Genomic DNA, 18,231 nt, shown 5'->3' with positions numbered 1-18,231 from the left:
AGGGCGCACGGCGCTCTAGCGCTCTCAAGGCTAAAAATACGAAAGGCACGGCTCCCCCGCAGAAGCCGCGCCTCATTTTTCCGAAATCCAAAGACTTTGCAGTTCGTAATCTTAGCCGATCATCGCGCGCCGCTGATTGACCGGCCGTTCCACGACATCACGCGGGGCTTTTACGCCGTCGCGCTCTTCCAGTGCTTCGGCTTTCGCAAGGTCAGCCTCAGCCACAACCAGTTCGGCCTCGGCGCCTTCCTTCTGCTGCATCAGATCGCGAATCGAACCAAACAGGTTATCGCGCCGCTGGCGCGCTGCCTTTGCGAAGGTCGGATAGGCAAAATGATTGATGTCAGTGATGCCTGCCTTCTTCTCTTCCGATAGAATCTGGGCGTCGAGTTCTCCGGCCATCCGCTCGAACTCGCCGATCATCAAGTCAAGTTGGCCCAGCTGACGGCGCTTTTCCTTCACCTGGAACAATTTCAGCCTGACGAGGCTTTCACGTGGCTTCATACGCAATACTCCTTGAACACCAACCAGCTCTCTTAACGTTGGGGCGTTCCCCCCGACTTTATTAACAGGCATATATGCGGGCGGTTTTCCCACAATATGCCGTGAAATCCGTTGCAATGCTTGGCTTTTAAGGGCTCCAGCTCTGCCACCAATTTTAAGAACAGCCTCAATAAGCGAAACAAAAAGTTAAGATTTCGCCCTTTTGGTAACCATTCCTTTACCGGCAACGTTAATCATACGCGTTAGGAATTAAGGCTCGGTAAATCTGGTGTGGTTTTTGAGTAACAGGTGAAAGCTAGAGTCAAATGAATCACTTAGGAAGTTTTCTTAATGTGATTCATAAGGGTCTAATGAGTCGAATAATTACATATGATTCAGTCGGATAAGAGTTTTTTCTAAACTGGAAAGAATTGTACTTGCCAACCGGAATCATATTTTGTTAACCATTTGCAGGCACCTTCATGCTAAGGCAACGACAGTTCCGTCAGCTGCCGTGAGGGAAAACTGATCAGCGGCGGAAAGGGGATAAGATATGCGCGTCCTTTTGATTGAAGACGACAGTGCTATCGCACAGAGCATTGAATTGATGCTGAAGTCCGAGAGCTTCAATGTCTACACCACCGATCTGGGTGAAGAAGGCATCGATCTCGGCAAGCTTTATGATTACGACATCATCTTGCTGGACCTGAACTTGCCGGACATGTCCGGTTATGAAGTTCTGCGTACCTTGCGCCTCTCGAAGGTCAAGACACCAATCCTTATCCTCTCCGGCATGGCTGGCATTGAGGACAAGGTTCGCGGTCTGGGCTTCGGTGCAGACGACTACATGACGAAGCCGTTCCACAAGGACGAGCTGATCGCCCGTATTCATGCGATTGTTCGTCGCTCCAAGGGCCATGCCCAGTCGGTCATCACCACTGGCGACCTGATTGTTAACCTCGACGCCAAGACGGTTGAGGTTGGTGGTCAGCGCGTTCACCTGACCGGCAAAGAATATCAGATGCTCGAGCTTCTTTCGCTCCGCAAGGGCACGACGCTCACCAAGGAAATGTTCCTCAACCACCTTTATGGCGGCATGGACGAGCCTGAGCTGAAGATCATCGACGTGTTTATCTGCAAGCTGCGCAAGAAGCTTGATGCCGTTTCCGGCAGCCAGAGCTACATCGAAACCGTTTGGGGTCGCGGCTATGTGCTGCGCGAGCCAGATGGCACAGAACTGCGCGAAAGCGCATAAGCGCTTAGCAGTTTTGCTGGAAGTACCTGATTGAATAAGGCTCCGCGTAAGCGGGGCCTTTTCTTATATGAGGCCGCAAACAAAAAAGGCGCAGGTTTTACCCTGCGCCTTTTGCTTAAAGAAATGCTTCTTATTCTGCGGCGAAGACGATGTCTTCGGCAGTCGCATGGATGGAAATGGTCATGCCTGCATCTTCAGCCAGAAGCAGTGTGTAATATGGCTGAACCGAATGGGCGTCGATTGGCTCTTCCGGCTCTGCGCCTGAATGCAGTTCGAGGAACTTTGGCGGTACGCGTAGCATCCGGCCTTTTGCGGTGATGACAAAACGTGGATTGGTGTCGCCGTTTTCGAGGCGAACAGCCAGCGAACCGCCGCGTGGAATGGCTGCATTGCTGATCAGAAGCAGGTTGAGCAAAAGCTTGACCTTGTTCTTTGGCAGCAGAACGCGGGCGCCTTCCCAGGTCAGTTCCGGCTTTTCATTCTTGAAATATTCGGTTGCGACATGCTGCGCATCGCCGGTATCGATCTGTACGCCTGCGGAACCGGCTGCACCGAACGCGATGCGGGCAAATTGAAGGCGGGCCGAAGCATTGCGCGCGCTCGACTTGATAAGCGCCATTGCGTCTTCGTCAGCGCCACCTTCTTCGAGCAGTTCGAGACCATTGTTAATGGCGCCAACCGGCGAGATGATGTCATGACAGATCCGGCTGCACAGAAGCGCACCAAGATCGAGTGCGGACAGGGTAACGGGCAATGGCATGGTGTTTTCTCCAGGCGCGAACCGGCTCTGCGAATCGACTTTGTAATCGAATGTCAGGCGGCAATCAGTTGATGAGCATAAATCCCGACGAATCACCACCGGGAACCTTGGGAATCTGGATACACGCGACGTCCTGTTGCCGCAAGAAAGCTGTTTTTTGCCGCCATTCTAAAGCCAATTTCGGCGCTTAAAGATTTAGACAATAAATTCGCGGTTAAACTACGCGCGATTCGGCAAAGTGCTCGCAAGAAGCGCTGCCAGGCTTTTAACAGGGCCGTCAGACAGAGAAGCTGGTAGGCAAAAGGAATTATAGATGGCCATACCGTCCCTGTCGCAGATCAGGTTCCGCAACGCGGCGTATATTGTAGCGTTCTTTGCGGCCTTTCTGATCTCCATCATCGCCGTGCCGCACAAAGCGCAGGCACAGAGCAGCAACACATATTCGGCCGAGGAAGTTGTTGAATCCGGACACCGGTTCTTCGGTTCGACATCTGGCGGTATCGCCAGCGCAGTCGAAAAGGCGTTCCAGAGCTTCGGTCTTCCCAATGGCTATATTCTGGGTGAAGAGGGCTCCGGTGCCTTCATAGGTGGTCTCACCTATGGCGAAGGTACGCTCTACACCAAGAATGCTGGCGATCATCGCACGTTCTGGCAGGGTCCGTCGCTCGGCTGGGATTTTGGCGGGCAAGGCTCGCGCGTCATGATGCTCGTCTATAATCTTGACGATATTCAGAGCCTCTATGGGCGTTATGCCGGCGTTGCAGGTTCTGCTTATGTGATCGCCGGAGCAGGCTTCAACGTGCTCAAGCGTCAGAATATCATGCTGGTGCCAATTCGTACGGGCGTTGGTGCCCGCCTTGGCGTCAATATTGGTTATCTGAAGCTTTCTGCGGCGCCGACCTGGAACCCATTCTGATTTGGACTGGCGTTCTAGCTGGAAAGCGGAATGCCGCTCCATTATAAATAACAACCAGCCAAGTCTTTTGGCTGGTCCATTTTCCCGTTTAGTGACAAAGCCGTGATCCAGTCTGCGCTCATTTTCATACTTGGCGTTCTCGTGGCGGTTTTCGTCGTGGTTCTGCTTGGCCCTTCGGTTTGGCGCCGCGCTTTCTTTCTGGCGCGTCGGCAGGTTCAAGCCGAACTGCCGATAACGCTTGCTGAAATCAGAGCGGATCGGGATGGCCTGAGAGCCGAACATGCGGTGGTGGCCAGCAAGCTTGCACAGCAGCTCAAGCTTGAACGTGATAAATCATCCGGCCAGCTGATCGAGCTCGGCAAGCAGCATGATGAACTCAAGCGTTTCGCTTCATTGGAAAATGATATCGCACAGCTAAAAGAGACGCTGGCGGAACGTGCAAAGCAGGTCGCAGAAACGATATCGGAACGCGACACTGCTGCTGAAAAAGCAGAAATTGTTGAGGCCGAGGTTGAGCGGCTGCAGAAACATCTTTCATCTCTCGAAGAACTGGCCGATACGCTACGTATCGAAATGAGTGCCAAAGAGACCGAACATGGTCGTCTGATGAATGAGATGAGCGAAATGCGTCGGGAACGTAAAGATGCATCTGCCCGCTATAATGAGGTTTCGACGCAATTGACGACAGCACAGACTGAATTAAAGAGCGAGAAGCGCCGCAATACTGAATTGCAGGCCAAACTCGACAAGCTGATTACCGATTTCTCCGACGCTCAGGAAAAGCTGGAGCGCTTTACCCGCAATGGTTCGGCATCAAACGCCGAAACAGAGCAACCCGCAGAATTCTCAAAAGAAAATGCGGCTCTTCGCGAAGAGATGGCAGCCTTGGCCGCGCGCATGGTTGCAGCTACCGCAGAGAAGGAAGGCGAAAACTCGCCTATCCATAAGTTGCTTGACGCTGAAGGTTCAGTTGGCAAGGGCAAAAATGCCAGCCCAAAGAGCCTTGCCAGTCGCATCCGCGATCTGCGCTGATATCAATCACTGGCTATAACGTCTGACCAATCTGGATGGCGCTTGACCTGCGCCTGCATGAAACTGCAGCGTGGGATGATTTTCCAGCCGGTTTTACGGGCGTCTTCGACAGCATTTAGCGCTAAGGCCTGCGCTACACCTTTGCCACGCATGGAATCGGGCACGAAGGTGTGATCGATGGAGATGAGTGCAGGCCCGAGCTTTGTATAAGTCATCTCCGCTTCGTCGCCATCGATATTGGCAAAGTAACGACCGCTATCGGTGCTGTCGGCTTTCTGGATCTGAATATTTTCGGCCATTCTGCTCTCCCCATGAGGGTTTCAGTTCTCATTGATATAGTGATGAACGGCCAAAGAAAAACCCCGGCCGGTTAACCCGGCCGGGGCTTAATTTGCGTATCTGCCTTTTCCGGAGAAACCGGCAGATTTTTAGTGTCTATACTGCTGGATACGTGTGGTCCTGAGACCGGCGAGACCATGCTCATCGATCGAGGACTGCCAGCCAAGAAATTCCTCCACCGTCAAGGTATAACGCTGACATGCTTCCTCAAGGCTGAGAAGCCCACCGCGTACAGCGGCGACAACTTCAGCCTTACGGCGAATGACCCAGCGCCTTGTAGTGGCGGGCGGGAGGTCCGCGATGGTCAGTGGACTGCCATCAGGACCGATAACATATTTTATACGCGGTCTTGTCAGATCGGTCATTGTACTCTCTACACAACACTCAAGGACCTAATCGAGACCGAGACTAACGCCACAGCTTTAAGAATTACCTAAACAGGCGGTAACTCTCTGGTAACACTTGCAAAAAAATGACTTATTTCGAAAGAAAGTCATAAAAAAACCTGGCTTGGCAGGCATTTGATAAAAAGTCTCACGGGAATTTGTGGTTGCAATGCCGCAAAACGGCCACTGTTTTTGCTGCGACATCTTGGCAAGTACCCGTTGTGTGACCTATATAGGGCACAAACCTAAACTTTTAAAAGCAGGGCATTTGCCCGGAAGCTGGAAATAATCATGAGCCTGAACAGCCTCGATCTACCGGGAAAGCCGGAAGACACGCGCGTTGTCGTCGCCATGTCGGGCGGCGTCGATTCCTCTGTTGTGGCAGGCATTCTCAAACGTGAAGGCTATGATGTTGTTGGCGTAACGCTGCAGCTTTACGACCATGGTGCGGCAGTGCATCGCGCCGGTTCTTGCTGCGCTGGCCAGGACATTGAAGATGCCCGCCGCGTTTCAGAAAGCCTCGGCATTCCTCATTATGTATTGGATTATGAAGCACGCTTTCGTGAAGCTGTGATCGATCCATTTGCAAATTCCTATGTGAGCGGTGAAACGCCGATTCCATGCGTATCCTGCAACCAGACTGTAAAGTTTGCCGATCTTCTGCAGACTGCGCGTGAGCTTGGTGCCGATGCGCTGGCTACCGGCCACTATATTCGCAGCAGTCAGAATGGCGACCATCGTGCGATGTTCCGCCCTGTCGATTCGGACCGTGATCAGAGCTACTTCCTGTTTGCGACCACGCAGGACCAGATCGATTATCTGCGTTTCCCGCTGGGCCATCTGCCAAAGGCACAGGTTCGCGAAATCGCCGAAGAAATGGGCCTGACGGTCGCCAAGAAGCAGGATAGTCAGGACATCTGCTTTGTTCCGCAGGGCAAATATTCCGACATCATTTCCAAGCTGAAGCCTGAAGCGGCAACGCCGGGCGATATCGTTCATATTGATGGTCGTGTGCTCGGTCGCCATGATGGCATTGTTCATTATACGGTCGGCCAGCGCCGTGGCATTGGTGTTGCAACCGGTGAACCGCTTTATGTGGTGCATCTTGATGCTGCCAATACGCGTGTGATTGTTGGCCCGCGTGAAGCCCTTGAAACCCATAAGGTTTTCTTGCGCGATGTTAACTGGCTCGGCGATGGTGCGCTGGACGCGCTGCCAAAGGGCGGTATTGAAGTCTTCGCAAAGGTTCGCTCGACGCGTCCGCCACGTCCAGCTGTTCTGCATCATGCAGATGGCAAGACCTGGGTGGAGCTGGTCGACGGCGAAAGCGGTATCGCACCCGGGCAGGCGTGCGTTCTCTATTCAGATGATTCGAACACTGCGCGTGTGTTTGGCGGCGGTTTCATCGGTCGCTCCGAACGTGAACCGCAGGCAGAAGAAATGCTGCGTCGTCTGGTTGCCAATACCTCAAAGGTATCTGCAGCTTAGAGCGCGACATATGCGTTTACAGCGGTCCAGTTAAGAAAGAATCGTTGGAACCGCTGTAACTGTTTGTTTTTACGCATTATCCGACGCAAAACCGCTTCGCACTTTTGCTGGAAATGCTATAAAATCAAAAGCCTCCGACATTGTTCGGAGGCTTTTTCATTTGAATAGCAAGTTTTAATCGAAACGACTGAAGCGGGATAATGCTATGCCCGACGCCGTTGCCACGTTGAGGCTATCGAACTCTTTGGACATCGGTATGCGTGCCGTTGCTAATCGCTGTAATAGGTGAGGGGGCAAACCTTCGCCTTCCGTACCTAACAGCAAAGCCTGTTTTTTATGGTCCGGCGCCTTGAAGATGCTTGTTTCAGAAGAAGGGCTTAGTGCCAATATGTTGAAGTTGGCAGCTTGCAGCGCTGCAATGATCTCTTCGATAGAGGCACCGTGGAAATATGGCATTTTCAGCGTGGCACCAACAGAAACGCGAATGGCTTTTCGGTAAAGTGGATCGCAGCAGGTCTCATCCATAAGAACACAATCCGCTTCAAATGCTGCCGCATTGCGGAAGATCGAGCCGACATTGTCGTGATTGGAAATGCCACACAGCACAACAACCAGAGCGTTCTCTGGTAACTGGCCGACCATTTCTTCAAGGGTTGGCTGAGTTTTGCGTCGTCCGACCGCGAGAATGCCGCGATGGACGTGAAATCCTGCAACTTCATCCATAACAGATTGAGGCACAGAATAGACAGCGACGCCATCGGGACGCTGTTTTAGTTGCTCCTCAAGCCCGTTCAGGCGATTTTCCAGAACGAGCAAGGATTCTGTTTGAAAGCGTGCATGAGAGGAGAACAGGACGTTAACGACCACTTTTCCCTCAGCGATGAAACGCTGCTGGCGGCCGACAAGATCTTTTTCACGAATGTTCGTGTAGGGGGATAAACGAGCATCGGCAGAATCAGAGATGCTTACGACAAAGTCGTGCGATCCGGTTTGTTCCTTCATCGCACGACTTAGCCTCATATAGGTGCGTTATTGGTGAACGACCGCAGCAATCTCACGTCGACGCGGTGCAGGACTCATATAGAGACTTGAAAGCGTAGACAACATCAACTCGATGTGTGGTGAAGATACCATGTAATATATGGTTTGCGCGTCACGCCGCGTCGATACGAGGTCAAGTGCCCGTAGTTTTGCGAGGTGCTGGGATAGCGCGGATTGGCTAAGATCAATTGCTTTTGCTAAAGCACCAACAGACATTTCATTGTGAAGTAACTTGCACAAAATGAGTAGTCTTTTGTTGTTAGCAAGAGCTGAAAGAAAATCAGCCGCTTGATCAACGTTTTCTATTAAATCAAAAAAATTATGTTCATTGGTCATTTGCAGTCATACCCCCGTAAGACAGCATTCGGTTAAAAAAATGCCTGTGGTTCATTAGCCGCAGACACCCCAAAATTAATACTATACCGAGAAATTGAAAAGGGCTTGCTTATATTAACCAGCTCAAAAAATCATCGATTTGTCCCAAAAATAGCAGGGTTTTGTTTCAGCGCTCGGCTTTGAACAAGTCTTGCAGCATTTTCATTGCGTTCTCACCAGAATCGGCCTGAGCGGAAAAATCAGAGCGGATGATGTGGTCACCACTCGACATATTGAAGCCGTCGGGATCGAAACTCGTTATCTTCCAGTTTTTTGCCACGTCCTTGTGACGGGCGGCGTGAAGATTGATTTCGTTACCATATTTGTTGTTGAGGTCATCAATCGTGTCCTGTTCGGAAACCGCGATTGCGCCGACGCTCTCAGGCGGGTTTATGAGGTCGTTATCGGTCAGATTAAATGCCTTGCCGAAGCCGCCATTCAGGCTGGCAGACTCAATGGTAAGTCGGAAAAAGGCAAAATCTCCCAGGTCGACATATAAAGCGCCCTTGGGATTATGGTTGAGATAACGCCGTCTTACACGAGGATACTCGCTAGAGCTTCGTTCAATTTTGTTGGCATTACAGTGAAGGGTAATGCGCGGATGGGCGAGCGGATCTCCCTTTCCTGCCTCACCAAGCAGCAGCGAGCAGGCGGGATTGGCGATTAACCCGGGGGTATGCGCTGCCAGTGGCGAAATGAGAATAATCGGCGTTCCGTCGATGTCCGTGGCGACAGCCACTCGGCTTGCAAGCGGTCTGCCCGTCTTGGGATCAAAGACTGCGATTGCGCCATAACGGGACGTGCGCAGCAAGGCTTTGGCCAACTGGATCGCTTCTGGCGTGGTGGGCCGAATAGGACTTTTTTCTTCGGGCATGGAAAGTAACTCAAATGTGAGTGAATTTATCCAGTTAATAGCTCATCCGCATATTGGAGTATAGAAGCGGATCAATTTTTGCTTATCGAAGAGTGATGGCCTGTAGCAATATCCAATCTTTTGCTAAATTATGTTTGGAGTACGAATGCATAATGTGCCGAACAGTACACCTCTGACGGGATGTCAGGTGGCTGTTGTCGCACATATTTTAGATGCGAAGATTATTATAATTCCATACCGTTTAGCGCAATTTTCTAAAACCCAACGCTGTCATGGAATAAAAATCTAATAAAACTGGGTAAAATCGGTTGAGAATATGACGCGATTCTAAAAATTGCGCTTGCATTGTGGCAAGCCAAGCGTTTCGATAAGGTCCAATTGCGTGCTTAGGGTGCGCGCAATATTATTTTCCGTGGAGGCGGGCACTACAATGAAATTCTACCAGAAACTTTTGGCGGCAACTGCAGTTGTCGCTCTAATGAGCGGCGCTGCATCGGCTAAGACCTTTGTATATTGCTCGCCAGCATCGCCTGAGGGCTTTGATCCGGCAGCTTACACCGGTGGTGACACGTTCGATGCGTCGGCGCATCCGGTCTACAACCGCCTTGCAGAGTTCAAGAACGGCACGACCGAAGTCGTACCGGGTCTGGCAGAAAGCTGGGAAGTTTCGGAAGACGGTAAGGAATATACCTTCCATCTGCGTAAGGGCGTAAAGTTCCATTCGAGCGATTACTTCACGCCAACCCGTGATTTCAACGCTGACGACGTGATCCTTTCCTTCGACCGTATGGGTAACAAGGAAAACCCTTGGCACGAATATACGGCTGGCATTTCCTACGAATATTTCGATTCGATGGAAATGGGCTCGCTGATCAAGGAAATTCAGAAGATCGACGACAACACCGTCAAGTTCGTTCTGAACCGTTCGGAAGCTGCTTTCCTCGCCAATATCTCGATGCCTTTCGCTTCGATCATCTCGAAGGAATATACCGACAAGCTCGCAGCTGACGGTAAGAAGGACGATCTCAATCAGGTTCCTGTCGGCACTGGTCCTTTCCAGTTCGTAGCCTACCAAAAGGACGCTGTTGTTCGCTTCAAGGCTAACAAGGATTATTGGGGCGATAAGCCAAAGATCGACGATCTGGTTTTCGCAATCACGACCGATCCTGCAGTCCGCGCGCAGAAGCTCAAGGCTGGCGAATGCCACCTGATGTCTTATCCTGCTCCAGCAGACATCAAGGACCTTCAGGCTGATTCCAACCTTAAGGTTGACGAACAGGCTGGTCTGAACATTGCTTACTTCGCTTACAACACGACTGTCGCTCCATACGACAAGCCGGAAGTTCGTAAGGCACTCAACCAGGCTGTTAACAAGCAGGCTATCGTTGATGCAGTGTTCCAGGGTCAGGGACAGGTTGCTAAGAACCCGATCCCACCGACAATGTGGAGCTACAACGACAAGATCGAGGACGACAAGTACGATCCGGAAGCTGCCAAGAAGGCTCTCGAAGCCGCTGGCGTCAAGGATCTGAAAATGAAGCTCTGGGCAATGCCTGTGAGCCGTCCTTACATGCCAAACGCACGTCGTACTGCAGAACTCATGCAGTCCGATCTTGCCAAGGTTGGCGTAAGCGCTGAAATCGTTTCGATGGAATGGGGTGAATACCTCAAGAAGTCCGGCGAAAAGGACCGCGACGGTGCCGTCATCCTCGGCTGGACCGGTGACAATGGTGATCCGGACAACTTCCTCGGCACGCTTCTGGGCTGCGCCGGCGTTGGTTCGAACAACCGTGCACAGTGGTGCTACCAGCCGTTCGAAGACCTGATCCAGAAGGCAAAGGTCTCGACCAACCATGAAGAACGCGTCAAGCTTTATGAAGAAGCTCAGGTGATCTTCAAGGAGCAGGCTCCATGGAACACCATCGCTCACTCGACCGTATTCGTGCCGATGTCGGCCAAGGTTACGGGCTTCAAGCAGAGCCCGCTTGGTGATTATCGCTTCGAAGATGTCGATATCTCCGAGTAAAATCTAACAACACCAGCGGCCGGGTGTGGAGGTTTCCTCCGCACCCGGTCGGAGTTTTTGTATGTTTCGTTTTATATTAAACAAACTCATCTATCTGGTGCCGACTTTCATTGGCATCACGATCGTTGCTTTCGCATTCGTCCGCGTTCTACCGGGCGATCCCGTGCTGTTGATGGCAGGCGAACGCGGCGTCAGTCCTGAGCGCCATGCACAGCTGCTGGCTCAGCTCGGCTTTGACCGTCCGTTGTGGGAGCAATATATCAACTATGTCTGGAACCTTCTCAACGGTGACTTCGGCCAGTCTCTGGTCACGAAAAAGCCGGTTCTGACCGAATTCTTCGCCCTGTTCCCTGCAACTGTCGAGCTTTCAATCTGCGCGATTATCGTGGCTATCCTGGTTGGTATTCCTGCAGGTGTCATCGCAGCTGTGAAGCGCGGTTCATGGTTCGATCAGGGCCTGATGGGCATCTCGCTCGTTGGTTATTCGATGCCGATCTTTTGGTGGGCTTTGCTGCTCATCATCTTTTTCTCGGGCATGATGCAGTGGACGCCGGTTTCTGGCCGTATCTCATTGCTGTATTTCTTCCCGCCAGTAACGGGCTTCATGCTGATTGACAGCCTGCTGTCGGGTCAGAAGGGTGCTTTCGCTTCTGCGGCTTCGCATCTCATCCTGCCGACCATCGTGCTTGCAACGATCCCGCTTGCGGTGATTGCGCGCCAGACACGTTCGGCAATGCTGGAAGTGCTGGGTGAAGATTATGTGCGTACTGCTCGTGCAAAAGGCCTGCCGGTTCGCCGCGTTATCGGTCTTCATGCGTTGCGTAACGCAATGATCCCGGTCATCACCACCATTGGCCTTCAGGTCGGTGTGCTTATGGCGGGTGCTATCCTGACTGAGACCATCTTCTCATGGCCCGGAATTGGCAAATGGATGCTCGATTCCATTTCGCGTCGCGACTATCCGGTCGTGCAGAGCGGACTGCTGATTATCGCTTTCATCATCATGATCGTGAATCTGGTTGTCGATCTGCTTTACGGCCTGATCAATCCGCGTATCCGGCATAAGTGAGGGTATCATGACACACTCAGCAATTCAGCCGGAAGCCGTAAACGAAGTCGGAAAAATCCGTGCTTTGAAAGATTTCTGGTTCTATTTCAGCGTCAATCGCGGCGCTGTCATCGGTCTTTTCGTATTTCTGGCGCTTGTTATCGTCGCGATCCTCGCGCCGGTTCTCGCACCGCACAATCCTTCGGAACAGTTTCGTGACTTCATGCTGGTTCCTCCTTTCTGGGAACAGGGCGGCACAACACAGTTCCTGCTTGGCACGGATGCTGTCGGTCGCGATATGCTGTCGCGTTTGATCTATGGCGCTCAGTATTCGCTGCTGGTCGGCTTTGTCATCGTCATCATTTCGATGTGCCTTGGCATCACCATCGGCCTTCTCTCCGGCTATTTTGGCGGCGGTGTCGATACGATCTTCATGCGTATCATGGACGTCATTCTGGCGTTTCCATCGCTGTTGCTCGCACTGGTTCTGGTGGCGATTCTGGGACCAGGCCTCATCAACGCCGTTCTTGCGATCACGCTGGTTCTGCTTCCACACTTCTCACGCCTGACCCGCGCCGCTGTCATGGCCGAAAAGGAACGTGAATATGTGACCGCAGCCAAGCTTGCCGGTGCAAGCAAACTGCGTCTGATGTTCAAGACCATTCTGCCAAACTGCCTTGCACCTCTGGTTGTTCAGGCAACCATGTCGTTCTCCAACGCCATTCTCGACGTTGCAGCGCTTGGCTTCCTTGGTATGGGTGCGCAGCCGCCGACACCGGAATGGGGCACAATGCTTGCAGAAGCGCGTGAATTCATCATGCGCGCATGGTGGGTTGTGACTTTCCCGGGTCTAGCGATCCTGATCACCGTTCTCGCGATCAATCTGGTCGGCGATGGTCTGCGCGATGCGCTTGACCCGAAACTGAAGAGGAGCTGATCGATGGCTCTGCTTGAAATCAAGAACCTTACGGTTTCGTTTGATACCTCGACTGGCCCGTTCAAGGCGGTCGATGGCATCGATATCTCGGTGGACAAGGGCGAAGTCCTTGCCATCGTGGGTGAGTCAGGCTCTGGTAAATCCGTCGGTATGCTTGCTGTCATGGGCTTGCTGCCCAAGACTGCAACCGTAACCGCCGACAGCATGACGTTTGACGGACAAGACCTGAAAGGGATGTCCGACAAGGAACGCCGCAAGATTATCGGGCGCGATATTTCGATGATCTTTCAGGAGCCGGTTGCAAGCCTCAATCCGTGTTTCACGGTGGGCTATCAGCTTGAAGAAGTGCTTAAGCGCCATATGGGGCTTAAAGGTTCTGCAAGTCGTGCCCGTGCAATTGAACTTCTGGAACTCGTTGGCATCCGTGATGCTGCCGAGCGCCTGTCCAGCTTCCCGCATCAGATGTCTGGCGGTCAGTGCCAGCGCGTGATGATCGCAATTGCAATCGCCTGTAATCCGAAGCTGTTGATTGCCGACGAACCGACAACCGCGCTTGACGTGACGATCCAGAAGCAGATCCTCGATCTGCTGATGCGTCTTCAGGTGGAGCACGGCATGGGCCTCATCATGATTACCCATGATATGGGCGTTGTTGCCGAAACTGCTGACCGAGTGATCGTGCAGTATAAGGGCCACAAGATGGAAGACGCTGACGTGTTGTCGTTGTTTTCCGCGCCAAAGCACCCATATACGCGTGCGTTGCTTTCGGCTCTGCCGGAAAATGCGACTGGCGACCGTCTGCCGACGGTTTCCGATTTCGTCTTTGCAAACAATGCCGCAGGAGAAGCGTGATGAGCGAGATCGTTCTCGAAGCGCGCGATATCAAGCGCGACTACCATGTTGGCGGCGGTCTTTTTGGCAAGCCCAAGGTTGTTCATGCCGTCAAGGGCGTGAGCTTCAAGCTTGAAAAAGGCAAGACGCTCGCAATCGTCGGTGAATCAGGTTGCGGCAAGTCAACACTCGCCCGCATCCTGACCATGATCGACCCGCAGACCTCTGGCGATCTGATGATCGGCGGGAAGGATGTGAACATTGCCCGTGATGGTCTGACAGCCGAAATGCGCCAGAAGGTGCAGATCGTTTTCCAGAACCCTTACGGTTCGCTCAATCCGCGCCAGAAGATTGGTGATGTGCTGGCTGAGCCTCTGCTGCTCAACACCAATATGTCTGCCAAGGAACGTCGTGAAAAGTCGATGGAAATGCTGCTCAAGGTTGGTCTTGGCAAGGAGCATTTCAATCGCTACCCGCATATGTTCTCGGGCGGCCAGCGTCAGCGTATCGCTATTGCACGCGCATTGATGCTCAATCCGAAGCTGCTCATTCTTGATGAGCCGGTTTCGGCGCTCGATCTTTCTGTGCAGGCGCAGGTGCTCAATATTCTTGCTGATCTGCAGGAAGAATTTGGCCTGACTTACGTATTCATCAGCCACGATCTGTCGGTTGTCCGTTACATCGCTGACGATGTGATGGTGATGTATTTCGGTGAAGTTGTTGAATATGGCTCGCGTGACGACGTGTTTAACAACCCGCAGCACGACTATACGAAGAAGCTTTTTGCAGCCACGCCGCGTGCGGATGTGGATGCAATCCGCGCCCGTGTTGAAGCGCGTGCCGCTGCACGCGAGGCCGCACAGGCTTAAAGCCTTCAATCGATAATAAAAAACGCCGCCCTTTGAGGCGGCGTTTTTGTTTGAAGCCCTTGTTTTAGAGCGACTTTGTACGCCCATAAGGACGCACGGCACTCTATCCATTTGTCTTTACGTGCATCTTGTTCCGAAAACCGCTTCGCACTTTTCGGGATGCGCTCTAATGCTGACCGCGTTGCTGGTGCCAGGCAAGGGCGCGCACAATGTCATCGGCGGCAATTTTGCCGATGATGGCGCCATTCTCGACAATCCCCACATCCCCGCTGCTATCCGCAACTGCGCCCATCAGGTCGCGAATAAGGGTTTCGCGTCGAGCGGTTGCGGCAAAGGGGCGAGGTGCGGCAGTGCGGTCAAATGGCGTCATGATATCGCCTGCACACAAAACGCCGAGCGGGTTCATATGCGCTACGAAATCGGCGACATACTGATCCGCCGGCTGCAGAAGAATTTCCTGCGGTGTACCACATTGAACGATGCGGCCGCCTTCCATGATGGCGATGCGATTGCCGATTTTCATGGCTTCGTCGAGATCATGGCTCACGAAAACGATTGTCTTCTTGAGCCGTGACTGGAAAGCCAGCAGTTCATCCTGCAAACGCGTGCGGATCAACGGATCGAGCGCGGAAAACGGCTCATCCATGAGCAGAATCGGTGCCCCGGTTGCAAAGGCACGCGCCAGACCAACGCGCTGCTGCATACCGCCGGAAAGTTCGCCCACCTTGCGCTTGGCCCAGTCCTGCAAGCCCACCAGTTCAAGCTGCTTGCGCGCTTGTGCCAGCCGCTCGTCCTTGCGCATACCGGAGATTTCCAGTCCAAACGCGACGTTCTCTTCAACCGTGCGCCATGGCAGCAGACCAAACTGCTGAAACACCATTGAAACGAGTTCCGTGCGCAGATGGCGAAGCGTTCCCCGATCTGCTTTGCCGACATCGATAGTCCGCTCACCATCACGCACCAGTACGCGGCCGCGTGAAATCGGGTTGAGCCGGTTGATGGCACGCAGGAGTGTTGATTTTCCAGAACCCGAGAGCCCCATCAGGACGAGAATCTCGCCTTCCTGAATGTTGAGCGCGCAGTCATGCACGCCCAGAACGAGATCGGTTTCAGCCTGAATCTCCGAACGTGAAGCGCCCCGGTCCGCGAGTTCCAGCGCGTTATCGACATTTTTGCCGAAAATGATGCTTACATCTTCCAGTGCAATGATTGTCATGATCGGCTCCTATTTCTCGCGTCCGGCGCGGAAGATGCGGTCGAGCACGATAGCGACCACGACAATGACAAAGCCCGATTCAAAGCCCAGTGCGGTATTGACCGAGTTCAGGGCTCGAACGACCGGCACACCGAGGCCGTCAGCACCGACAAGCGCCGCAATCACCACCATGGAAAGCGACAGCATGATCGTCTGTGTCAGGCCGGCTAGAATTTGCGGCATGGCGTAAGGCAGCTCGATTTTCCAGAGAAGCTGTGTGCGGGATGCGCCGAAAGCTTCACCGGCTTCGATCAATGACGAAGGTGTTGATGAGATACCGAGATGGGTCAGTCGTACCGGCGCGGGCAGCACAAAGATCGCGGTTGCCAGCAGGCCAGGCACCATGCCGATGCCGAAGAATACGATGGCCGGGATCAGATAGACGAAGGTTGGCAACGTCTGCATCAGATCGAGAATCGGTCGCAGGACTGCATAAAGGGTAGGGCGGTGCGCTGCGGCGATGCCGAGCGGGACGCCAATTGCCATACAGAGGAAACAGGCCGACAGAACCAGCGTCAGTGTCTTGAGTGTGCCATCCCAATAGCCCTGATTGATGATGAACAGAAAACCCAGGATGGTGAGGATCACCACCGAGATGCGGCGCTGGATAAACCAGGCGATCACTGCAAAAATGACGATCAGGACGAGCGGATGCGGCAGTTGTAACAGATACAACAGGCCGTCGATAAGCCACTGCATAACCGCAGCCAGCCCATCGAAAAAGCCACCCATATTGTCCGTGAGCCAATCGACCACCGATTTTGCGGTGGGTCCGACCGGAATTTTATAGTCCGTCAGCCAGTTCAACGATTATGTCTCCTGCCGCGTTCTTTCAGTCGTGGAGCGTGGTGCGACCTGCTTTATCAGATCGCTTCGCTGCTCCAGCTGTTTATCTTAACGCGCATCCTGTCCGAAAACCGCTTCACCCTTTTCGGGATGCGCTTCGATAGTTTACCTACAAAAGAGTAGGCCGCGGTAATCCGCGGCCTGACTTTCTAAGGATTACAGGCCCAGTTCCGACTTAACGGCTGGCAGACCTTCCTTGCCGTCAACGGTGGTCACACCGTCAAGCCACTTGTCGAGCACAGCAGGATTTGCCTTGAGCCAGGCAGTTGCGGCCTTTGCCGGATCTTCGCCATCGTCGAGAATCTTGCCCATGATCTCGTTTTCCATTTCAAGCTGGAACTCAAGATTGGTCAGGAACTTGCCGACATTCGGGCATTCCTGCGTATAGCCAGCACGGACATTTGTTTCGACCTTCGCGCCACCAAGGTTTGGTCCGAAGAAGTCGTCGCCGCCGGTCAGATAAGCGATCTCAAAGCGCTTGTTCATCGGATGCGGTTCCCATGCGAGGAAGACGACCGGGTCTTTGCTTTTGATGCTGCGGGCTACCTGCGCCAGCATTCCCTGTTCAGACGATTCAGCCAGTTCGAACGACTTGAGGCCGAACGCATCCTTGCTGATCATGTCGAGAATCAGACGATTGCCGTCATTGCCCGGTTCAATGCCGTAAATCTTGCCGCCGAGCTTGTCCTTGAAAGTGGCGATGTCTTTGAAGTCCTTAAGGCCTTCGTCATAGGCATATTTAGGCACTGCGAGGGTGTATTTTGCGCCCGTCAGGTTGGTGCGGAGGGTTTCGACGCTCTTGTCATCCAGATAAGGCTTGAGATCAGCGCTCATCGATGGGTTCCAATAGCCGAGGAAAACGTCGATATCCTTCTTGCTGAGCGACGCATAGGTCACTGGCACGGAAAGAACCTTGATGTCGGCCTTGTAGCCAAGACCCTTGAGGATCTCGGTGGCTACTGCCGTGGTGGAGGTGATGTCGGTCCAGCCCACATCGGAAAAGCGGACAGTCGAGCAGCTTGCAGGCTCCGCAGCCGAGGCGGTTGCGGGCAGCGCAAAGATCGCTGTCGTGATGGCTAACATACTCAAGGCATATTTGAGCGTAGGCGTCGAAGTGGACTTCATTTTTCTCTCCATTAACCGGGCCGCTTTAACGGTTGATTGTTTTTCCGGTTCCGGCTTTTAGCAAACACCAAAGATTTCGCCGATCAAGTACCATTGCGGCGAAAATATTTCTGATTGCGACTTTGGGGTGTGTTGTACTCGTTTTTCTGGACCGTCAGACAAAAGGTTCTGCAGATAAAGCGTTAAAAGCCGAAGCAGTGCGAAGTGGCGCCATGTTACGCACAGCCCGTCTTGTTTCAACCCATGAAGGCTTGAAAACACCCAATAAAGTCCGAACCTGTCTGGTTGATGGTTGTCGAAAAGCCTGACGCACTCTATTTGAGAAGTGTGAAACTTATCAGCATA

Annotated in this window: 19 protein-coding genes; 9 read left to right on the top strand and 10 right to left on the bottom strand. The window is 52.9% G+C overall.

Features of this window, described 5'->3' with window-relative positions:
• Positions 1-111: 111 nt before the first annotated feature.
• A complete protein-coding gene (locus tag ABWV94_RS12005) occupies positions 112-504 on the bottom strand; it encodes a hypothetical protein (RefSeq protein ID WP_007876119.1) in 393 nt (130 codons plus the stop codon).
• 532 nt (positions 505-1,036) lie between these two features.
• Here ABWV94_RS12005 and ctrA point away from each other — a divergent pair.
• Entirely contained in the window at positions 1,037-1,738 is a 702-nt protein-coding gene (gene ctrA, locus ABWV94_RS12000) for a response regulator transcription factor CtrA (protein WP_007876117.1), read from the top strand.
• A 130-nt stretch (positions 1,739-1,868) separates the two neighbouring features.
• On the opposite strand, the gene chpT is transcribed toward ctrA, so the two are convergent.
• On the bottom strand, positions 1,869-2,498 hold the full coding sequence (chpT, locus tag ABWV94_RS11995; protein WP_007876116.1) for a histidine phosphotransferase ChpT: 630 nt from the start codon (positions 2,496-2,498) through the stop codon (positions 1,869-1,871).
• Positions 2,499-2,811: 313 nt separating this feature from the next.
• Here chpT and ABWV94_RS11990 point away from each other — a divergent pair, with 313 nt between their 5' ends.
• Both ABWV94_RS11990 and ABWV94_RS11985 read left to right on the top strand, forming a co-directional pair.
• Positions 2,812-3,414 carry a DUF1134 domain-containing protein gene (locus ABWV94_RS11990; RefSeq protein ID WP_064320902.1) on the top strand — a complete coding sequence of 201 codons (603 nt, stop codon included), beginning with the start codon at positions 2,812-2,814 and terminating at the stop codon, positions 3,412-3,414.
• A gap of 126 nt (positions 3,415-3,540) precedes the next feature.
• Positions 3,541-4,446: a coiled-coil domain-containing protein gene (locus ABWV94_RS11985; RefSeq protein WP_208856201.1), complete on the top strand. Its 906-nt coding sequence runs from the start codon at positions 3,541-3,543 to the stop codon at positions 4,444-4,446.
• A 2-nt stretch (positions 4,447-4,448) separates the two neighbouring features.
• On the opposite strand, the gene ABWV94_RS11980 is transcribed toward ABWV94_RS11985, so the two are convergent.
• The gene (locus ABWV94_RS11980; protein WP_007876113.1) at positions 4,449-4,745 is read right to left on the bottom strand and encodes a GNAT family N-acetyltransferase; all 297 of its coding nucleotides are present in this window, start codon (positions 4,743-4,745) and stop codon (positions 4,449-4,451) included.
• A 129-nt stretch (positions 4,746-4,874) separates the two neighbouring features.
• Complete coding sequence (gene sciP / locus ABWV94_RS11975) at positions 4,875-5,150, bottom strand: CtrA inhibitor SciP (RefSeq protein WP_007876112.1); 276 nt, start codon at positions 5,148-5,150, stop codon at positions 4,875-4,877.
• Positions 5,151-5,462: 312 nt separating this feature from the next.
• Here sciP and mnmA point away from each other — a divergent pair, with 312 nt between their 5' ends.
• The gene (gene mnmA, locus ABWV94_RS11970) at positions 5,463-6,659 is read left to right on the top strand and encodes a tRNA 2-thiouridine(34) synthase MnmA (protein WP_007876111.1); all 1,197 of its coding nucleotides are present in this window, start codon (positions 5,463-5,465) and stop codon (positions 6,657-6,659) included.
• A gap of 174 nt (positions 6,660-6,833) precedes the next feature.
• On the opposite strand, the gene ABWV94_RS11965 is transcribed toward mnmA, so the two are convergent.
• The 3 genes from ABWV94_RS11965 to ABWV94_RS11955 form a co-directional block, all read right to left on the bottom strand.
• Positions 6,834-7,661, bottom strand: a complete 828-nt coding sequence (locus ABWV94_RS11965) for a TrmH family RNA methyltransferase (protein ID WP_113496195.1) — start codon at positions 7,659-7,661, stop codon at positions 6,834-6,836.
• Between the two features lie 27 nt (positions 7,662-7,688).
• The gene (locus ABWV94_RS11960; protein ID WP_007876108.1) at positions 7,689-8,036 is read right to left on the bottom strand and encodes an ArsR/SmtB family transcription factor; all 348 of its coding nucleotides are present in this window, start codon (positions 8,034-8,036) and stop codon (positions 7,689-7,691) included.
• A gap of 166 nt (positions 8,037-8,202) precedes the next feature.
• The gene (locus tag ABWV94_RS11955; RefSeq protein ID WP_353413670.1) at positions 8,203-8,949 is read right to left on the bottom strand and encodes a HugZ family pyridoxamine 5'-phosphate oxidase; all 747 of its coding nucleotides are present in this window, start codon (positions 8,947-8,949) and stop codon (positions 8,203-8,205) included.
• 430 nt (positions 8,950-9,379) lie between these two features.
• Here ABWV94_RS11955 and ABWV94_RS11950 point away from each other — a divergent pair, with 430 nt between their 5' ends.
• The 5 genes from ABWV94_RS11950 (at position 9,380) to ABWV94_RS11930 (ending at position 14,660) form a co-directional block, all read left to right on the top strand.
• Positions 9,380-10,975: an ABC transporter substrate-binding protein gene (locus ABWV94_RS11950; protein WP_007876103.1), complete on the top strand. Its 1,596-nt coding sequence runs from the start codon at positions 9,380-9,382 to the stop codon at positions 10,973-10,975.
• A 61-nt stretch (positions 10,976-11,036) separates the two neighbouring features.
• A complete protein-coding gene (locus ABWV94_RS11945; protein ID WP_007876101.1) occupies positions 11,037-12,044 on the top strand; it encodes an ABC transporter permease subunit in 1,008 nt (335 codons plus the stop codon).
• A gap of 7 nt (positions 12,045-12,051) precedes the next feature.
• The gene (locus ABWV94_RS11940) at positions 12,052-12,960 is read left to right on the top strand and encodes an ABC transporter permease subunit (protein WP_007876099.1); all 909 of its coding nucleotides are present in this window, start codon (positions 12,052-12,054) and stop codon (positions 12,958-12,960) included.
• A gap of 3 nt (positions 12,961-12,963) precedes the next feature.
• On the top strand, positions 12,964-13,812 hold the full coding sequence (locus ABWV94_RS11935) for an ABC transporter ATP-binding protein (protein WP_007876094.1): 849 nt from the start codon (positions 12,964-12,966) through the stop codon (positions 13,810-13,812).
• Positions 13,812-14,660: a dipeptide ABC transporter ATP-binding protein gene (locus tag ABWV94_RS11930; RefSeq protein ID WP_064320898.1), complete on the top strand. Its 849-nt coding sequence runs from the start codon at positions 13,812-13,814 to the stop codon at positions 14,658-14,660. The genes ABWV94_RS11935 and ABWV94_RS11930 overlap by 1 nt, the downstream gene beginning before the upstream one ends.
• Positions 14,661-14,826: 166 nt before the next feature.
• Here the strand turns inward: ABWV94_RS11930 and choV are convergent, their stop codons facing one another.
• The 3 genes from choV to ABWV94_RS11915 form a co-directional block, all read right to left on the bottom strand.
• Complete coding sequence (gene choV / locus ABWV94_RS11925) at positions 14,827-15,876, bottom strand: choline ABC transporter ATP-binding protein (protein ID WP_007876090.1); 1,050 nt, start codon at positions 15,874-15,876, stop codon at positions 14,827-14,829.
• A gap of 9 nt (positions 15,877-15,885) precedes the next feature.
• Positions 15,886-16,722 (bottom strand): choline ABC transporter permease subunit, encoded by an 837-nt coding sequence (choW, locus tag ABWV94_RS11920; protein ID WP_079212155.1) that lies wholly within the window; start codon positions 16,720-16,722, stop codon positions 15,886-15,888.
• Positions 16,723-16,917: 195 nt separating this feature from the next.
• Positions 16,918-17,886: a choline ABC transporter substrate-binding protein gene (locus ABWV94_RS11915; protein ID WP_113496193.1), complete on the bottom strand. Its 969-nt coding sequence runs from the start codon at positions 17,884-17,886 to the stop codon at positions 16,918-16,920.
• Positions 17,887-18,231: the final 345 nt, after the last annotated feature.

Origin of the sequence: Brucella sp. NBRC 12953, assembly GCF_040369775.1 — a bacterium.
GTDB classification, from domain to species: Bacteria; Pseudomonadota; Alphaproteobacteria; order Rhizobiales; family Rhizobiaceae; genus Brucella; species Brucella pseudogrignonensis.
This window is presented reverse-complemented; position numbering and strand designations above follow the sequence as displayed.